Source organism: Falsiporphyromonas endometrii (genome assembly GCF_042654485.1).
Taxonomy (GTDB): domain Bacteria; phylum Bacteroidota; class Bacteroidia; order Bacteroidales; family Porphyromonadaceae; genus Porphyromonas; species Porphyromonas endometrii.
The window spans coordinates 1-5,360 of the sequence record NZ_JBHSGO010000127.1; the positions used below are offsets into that span (position 1 = coordinate 1).

At 40.2% G+C, this 5,360-nt stretch carries 5 protein-coding genes; all 5 read left to right on the top strand.

The genetic code is table 11. From position 1 onward, the window contains the following. Positions 1 to 3 precede the first annotated feature (3 nt). The 5 genes from ACFO3G_RS03995 to ACFO3G_RS04015 all read left to right on the top strand — a co-directional run bounded on the left by ACFO3G_RS03995 (position 4) and on the right by ACFO3G_RS04015 (position 5,010). Complete coding sequence (locus tag ACFO3G_RS03995) at positions 4 to 90, top strand: IS3 family transposase (RefSeq protein WP_380077071.1); 87 nt, start codon at positions 4 to 6, stop codon at positions 88 to 90. 319 nt (positions 91 to 409) lie between these two features. Then, the gene (locus ACFO3G_RS04000) at positions 410 to 1,384 is read left to right on the top strand and encodes an NAD(P)-dependent oxidoreductase (protein ID WP_380078209.1); all 975 of its coding nucleotides are present in this window, start codon (positions 410 to 412) and stop codon (positions 1,382 to 1,384) included. After that, the gene (locus ACFO3G_RS04005) at positions 1,381 to 2,340 is read left to right on the top strand and encodes a GSCFA domain-containing protein (protein ID WP_380078211.1); all 960 of its coding nucleotides are present in this window, start codon (positions 1,381 to 1,383) and stop codon (positions 2,338 to 2,340) included. Before ACFO3G_RS04000 ends, ACFO3G_RS04005 begins: the two co-directional genes overlap by 4 nt. Before the next feature lie 19 nt (positions 2,341 to 2,359). Further along, complete coding sequence (locus tag ACFO3G_RS04010; protein ID WP_380078213.1) at positions 2,360 to 4,840, top strand: bifunctional UDP-N-acetylmuramoyl-tripeptide:D-alanyl-D-alanine ligase/alanine racemase; 2,481 nt, start codon at positions 2,360 to 2,362, stop codon at positions 4,838 to 4,840. A gap of 5 nt (positions 4,841 to 4,845) precedes the next feature. Next, positions 4,846 to 5,010 carry a FeoB-associated Cys-rich membrane protein gene (locus ACFO3G_RS04015; protein WP_380078215.1) on the top strand — a complete coding sequence of 55 codons (165 nt, stop codon included), beginning with the start codon at positions 4,846 to 4,848 and terminating at the stop codon, positions 5,008 to 5,010. The last annotated feature ends 350 nt before the right edge of the window (positions 5,011 to 5,360 follow it).

The window sequence follows — 5,360 nt, forward strand, 5'->3', positions numbered from 1 at the left end:
TATATAGAATGGTATAACAATAAAAGAATAAAACTGAGGTTAAAAGGAATGAGCCCGGTAAAATACCGAGCTCATTATAGACAATTATAACGTTTAATTTAACGTCCAACTTTTGGGGGGCACTTCACAAAAATGACACACCCCATTTTGTTTTACTCCAAAGAATACAACATTCTTCCTTTTGTCCCAATCAAATTGGGTAGGACTATATTAGGCTCTCTTTGATCAATCATTGTTATACAAAAAGACAATAATACAACAGTTTTTATATCACAATGATTAATTTCAACTTAACACTACAATAAAATGCACTTCACAATATGTGCAAACCTATCAAAAGCTATAGTATTTATGCCATCTTCTTGTTACCTTTGCAATAGTCACATGTGTGCAAAACAAGTAGACAATTATGGCAAAAATATTAGTCGCTTTCGACACAGTAAACGAAGGCTTTGATGAATTAAAACAGAAACATGAAGTGACTTTTCCACCAAAAGGAAGAGATTTTACTCATGAAGAGATTTTGGACCTTATACCCGATTATGATGTACTCTGCCCGGTGTTTGACATTCCGGTAGATAGGGAAATCATCGAACAAGGCAAAAATTTGCGGCTTATTGCAAACTATGCTGTCGGCTACAACAATATTGACCTAATAGCAGCTGCACAACACAATATCGTCGTTTGCAACACACCTCACAGTGTTGTAGAGCCAACTGCCGATCTTGCTCTGGCTTTGCTTTTGGGGTGTACCCGAAGACTCTGCGAATGGGACAGCAATTTTAGGAAACATAAGAACAATATCGAACGAGGACGCCTTGTAAGACTTGGAGTCAATCTCTACGGTAAGACGCTTGGAATATTGGGGTATGGCAATATTGGTGCTGCCGTGGCAAGAAGATGCAAAGCCTTTGGCATGAAAGTTCTTTACAACAAAAGGCATAGACTTGACCCGACTGACGAGTCCAGATTAGGCATTGAATATATTGACAAGGACGAACTTATCAGGAGATCTGATGTTATTTCCCTGCACACACCCTATTCAAAAGAAACGCACCACTATATTGGAGCCAAAGAATTTGGGAACATGAAACCTACAGCAATCCTTATCAACACCTCAAGAGGAGCAGTAGTGGACGAAGCTGCGCTTGTTGAAGCCCTTAGCTCCGGAAAGATTGCTGCAGCCGGATTGGATGTCTTCGAACATAACGACCAACCCACCGAACAGCTATTCGAGATGGACAATGTTTGCATGACACCTCATATCGGGACTCAGACATATGACTCAAGAGTTGAGATGGCTGTGGAGCTGTGCAACAATGTGCTCGGCTTTTTGGATGGAGATAGGCCTTATAGCAAAGTACCTATGCCAAATATCAAATGAGAAATATCAGACTAAACACACCTGTAGAGTTGCCTAAGAGCAATTTTGGCGTAAGCTACCATAACAGATTGCTTTCGCTGGGTTCGTGTTTTAGCTCAAATATTGCAGAATACCTCAAGTTACTTCGCTTCCACATCGTTTATAATCCCTTTGGTCCACTTTACAATCCAATCTCAATCGCACGATGTTTAGATCGATTGCAAAGTGGACAACCATTTGGAGCTCAAGAGTTGTTTTACTTTGGAGGATTGTACCACAGTGAGCTACATCACGGAAGCTTCTCCAAGACAACTATCGAAGAAACCATCAATGTGATAAACACATCGTTGGAAGAAGCAAGAAACATGTATGAGCAATGCGATCGACTGATTGTAACTTTTGGTACAAGCAGGGTCTACCGACAAATTTCCACAGGTATCGTAGTAGGAAACTGTCATAAACAACCACAAAGCCTGTTTAGTCAAGAAGACTTACCCTTAGATGATATGTGCTCAGAATGGGGCAATCTCCTTACCAAAATAATGGAAGATAAGCCCCACCTAAAAGTCATCTTGACAGTAAGTCCTATAAGGCATTTGGGAGATGGACTGGTAGCAAATGCACGAAGTAAATCAAAACTTCTACTCCTTTGCGATTATTTGGCGGGATTATGTCCATCAAGAATAGAATATTTCCCCTCGTTTGAAATCATGATGGATGAATTGAGAGACTATCGATATTATGCTCAAGATATGAAACATCCTTCCGATTTGGCCATCGAAATCATATGTCAACGTTTTCTCAATCAGTATATCAATGAGGAAACGTTTCTTATTTTTAGAGAAGTAGAAGCATACAATAAATTGAAATCTCATCGCATTATGCACGAAGGATCAGAAGAAGCGCAAAAACATTTATCTGAAATTGAAGCTCGTGCTCATTGTTTGAAAAAGAAATATCCTTTCCTTTGTCTTTAGGTTAGATAAATAATAGATTATGGAAACTATTAAGACCATTATTAAGTCAGTGAAAGCTAAGGATAGCCTGATCAAAAATGAATGTCAGATTCAGGCTCTTTTAACTGACTCAAGATCGTTGACTCACCCAATAGATGTGCTTTTTATTGCTCTTTGTACACGCCATGGAGATGGACACAAGTACATTGAGGAATTATACAAAAAGGGCATTACCAACTTTTTGATTTCAAAACCTATTCCGGGCTTCGCAAAGAAATGTCCCAACGCCAACTTCATCAGGGTCGATGATACCTTGAAAGCTTTGCAAGATATCGCAAGGGAACACCGCAAAAAATTTAACAATCCGGTCATCGGTATCACAGGTAGCAATGGCAAAACTATTGTCAAAGAATTTCTAAACCAACTACTACGCGACGACCTTCAGATTACCCGATCGCCCAGAAGCTACAACTCTCAAATTGGGGTTCCTCTAAGTGTATGGAACCTTAAACCATCTGACCAACTTGGCATATTCGAAGCAGGAATATCAAAACCCGGTGAGATGGAAACATTGGAGCGAATTATCAAACCAACTATCGGAGTTATTACCAGCATAGGATCGGCTCATCAAGAAAACTTCAGTACGCTAAGCGAAAAAATAGAAGAAAAGCTCCATCTCTTTGTAGATTCCGATTGCATTGTTTACAACGCAGATGACAAACAAATTAGTGCCGGAGTTTGCAATGCCGGTCTTGATGGCAGATGTATCGGATGGAGTCGTATCGACACTTCTGCTCCACTTTTTATTCAATCTATTGTTTCTGACGAAGACACAACAGATATCTCGTTTAGATATTTTGGAATGGAACAAACACTTAAAGTTCCCTTCACTGACAAGGCATCTATCGAAGATATTATCCATTGTATAGCAGTTATCTTACAATTTAGACCTGCAGTTCTATCAAAAAAGGAGCGCTTTATGCAACTCGACCCGGTTGCCATGCGCCTTGAGCTTAAAGGCGGGAACAGTGGCAACACCGTCATAAATGACTCATACAACAATGACTTCAATGCCCTGGAGATTGCCCTGGATTTTCAAAAGAGAAGAGCACGCAAGGCCGACACTCGCAAAGTCCTTGTTCTTAGTGACATACTCGAAAGCGGCATCCTTCCAGAAACCCTATATGAGAGTGTTGCAGAGCTTCTCAAAGAATGTGAGATAGATCAATTTATCGGTGTTGGAAAAGATTTGTGCAAAAGGAAAAAACTCTTTGCAGACATTCCACAAACAGACTTTTTTGAATCTACACCGGATCTTATGGAGTCCAAAGTGCTGGATATGATTTCCAATTCTTGCATACTGCTAAAAGGAGCCAGACAATTTAAGTTTGAGCAACTTTGTGACAAGCTTTCGAGACAAATTCATGAAACGACATTGGAGATTAATCTGCAAGCCATAGCAAACAACACCTTATTTTATAAGTCAAAGATTAAGCCTACCACCAAAATGGTATGTATGGTCAAGGCACAAGGATATGGAGTAGGATCCTACGAACTGGCAAAGACACTTCAATCCACCCATATCGACTATCTGGCCGTAGCCTTGGCAGATGAGGGAAAAGAGCTTAGGGAAAGAGATATTGATTTGCCTATCATGGTTATGAATCCCGAGCGTTCAACATGGAGGATGCTTTTCGACTACAGACTCGAGCCGGAAATATTCAGCTTTGGTATTTTGAATGAAATTATAGGACGTGCAGCCGCGACCGGACAACATGCTTACCCTATCCATATAAAGATAGATAGCGGAATGCACAGACTTGGTTTTGGTCCTGACGATATTCCTAAGCTTGGTAAGATTTTAGCTGCACATCCGGAAGTTAGAGCCATGTCAGTATTTTCTCATTTGGCTGCTGCAGATGATCCATCATTGGACGAGTTTACACACAACCAGATTCATAAATTTGAGAAAGCATCAAAAGAGCTACAGAGTTATCTTCCATATAAGCCGCTTATGCACATACTCAATACAGCCGGTATTGAGAGATTTTCCGAATATCAGTTCGATATGGTAAGACTTGGCATCGGTATGTACGGATGCAGTCCGAATAAGATAGAGGGACTGGAAACTGTCATTAAGCTTCGCTCCACAATTTTACAAGTAAAAGATATTCCTGCGGGAGAACCCATTGGCTACGGATGTCTTGGAGTCCATGACAAGCCTGTCAAAATTGCGATCTTGCCAATAGGCTATGCAGATGGATACAGAAGGCAGTTGGGTAGAGGTGTAGGAAAAGTATTGATTGGAGACCATCTATGCCCGACGATAGGCAATATATGTATGGACACCTGTATGGTAGATGTCACGGATGTTCCCAATGTGACAGAGGGACAGAAGGTAACACTATTTGGCGATCCAAGGTTGACGATCGAAGATTTGTCCTCATGGGTAGGTACTATACCTTATGAGTTGTTGGCAGTCCTTTCAACAAGAGTAAAAAGAATTTATTTCAAAGAATAGCGCCTATGTGGCAAGACATACTCATATACACGATAGGAGCACTTGTAGCAATCTATCTAATCTATAAAATAGTCAAATGGATTAGGCGAAAGCCCGGCGATGAATCAGGGTGTGGATGCAGTGGATGCTCATCCTGCCCAACAAATAATAACAACAAGAAAAAAGATTAGCAAGAGTCTCTTATCAATCTTTGTCTCAAATATGTCTTTAGAATATCAGATATGGGTTATCTCGAATATTCAGAGCCATACAGGCATTTGTATCAACACTCCAAAATGGCTGGTATGATTTCTATACGGCTACCATCATTTAGTAGCAAGCCATAAGCAGTATGATGATAGTCATTAGTATATGACTCCTAATGACCAATCTGAACTTATAACAGAACAAAATAAAAGGGGCTGTGTCATTATTCGTAATGATTCAGCCTCTAATTTTTTAGCAACCTCTCATTTCTTGAGTTTAAGCAGCCAATTTTTGGATGGGAGCTACCATTGGACTCACAGGAACTCCTAAAACA